A 1,082-nucleotide genomic window follows, 5' to 3' on the forward strand; every position below is an offset into this window, starting at 1 on the left:
GGTCGGGGCACCGCCCGCGCGCAGGGCGCCTCCTCCACCACGGTGTGGCTGCGGGAACGACTGCACCTCACCATCGCGGCCGCCCGCCGACTGGTCGACCTCGCCACCGCGCTGGACACCGGCAACCCCGGAATACGCCACGCGCTCGCCGACGGACACATCACCGTCGAGCAGGCCCGGGTCATCGCCGACACCATCACCACCGTGCACACATCGGCCGGCCCCGAAACCGCCGACACAGCCGTCACCGTGCTCATCGACTGGGCCGCACAATTCGACCCCACTAAGCTACGCACACTCGGCACCCGCATCCTCGACCACGTCGCCCCCGACATCGCCGACACCGCCACCCGCGCCGCCCTCGACGCCGAAACCGCCCGCGCCACCCGCGACCGACACCTCACCCTGTCCACCCTCACCGACGGCCGCCTGCGACTCACCGGCACCCTCGACACCGAAACCGCCGGCCTACTACGCGCCGCCATCGACCCGTTGACCGCGCCCACCGGACCCGATGACACCCGCAGCCCCGGGCAGCACCGCCACGACGCCCTCGCCGAGGTCTGCCGCCTCAGCCTGCGCACCGGCGACCTACCCGAACACGGCGGCGAACCCGCCCAGATCGTCGTCACCACCGACTACGACACACTGACCCGACACCTCGGCGCCGGCACCCTCGACACCGGCCTGCACCTCACGCCCGAGACGGTGCGCCGGCTCGCCTGCGACGCCGCGATCCTGCCCGCCGTGCTCGGCGGCACCGGCCAGGTCCTCGACGTGGGCCGACAACGGCGTCTCATCACCGGCCCACTCCGACGCGCCCTGGTGCTACGCGACGGCGGCTGTGCCTTCCCGGGCTGCGACCGACCACCCCGCTGGTGCCACGCCCACCACATCCACCACTGGACCGACGGCGGCCACACCACCCTCAACAACGCCGTCCTCCTCTGCGGCCACCACCACCGACACCTGCACCACAGCGACTGGACCGTCCACATCGCCGGCGACGGCCACCCCGAATTCGTCCCACCCGCCTGGCTCGACCCGAAGCACATCCCCCGCCGCAACCACTACCACCGACG

The 1,082-nt window shown here is 72.6% G+C and carries 1 protein-coding gene; it reads left to right on the forward strand.

Features of this window, described 5'->3' with window-relative positions; genetic code table 11:
- A partial coding sequence (locus tag F8271_RS31470) for an HNH endonuclease signature motif containing protein (RefSeq protein ID WP_151493405.1) occupies nt 1–1,082 on the forward strand: 1,082 nt, incomplete at both ends.

It is taken from the genome of Micromonospora sp. ALFpr18c (genome assembly GCF_008868155.1).
Classification (GTDB): domain Bacteria; phylum Actinomycetota; class Actinomycetes; order Mycobacteriales; family Micromonosporaceae; genus Micromonospora.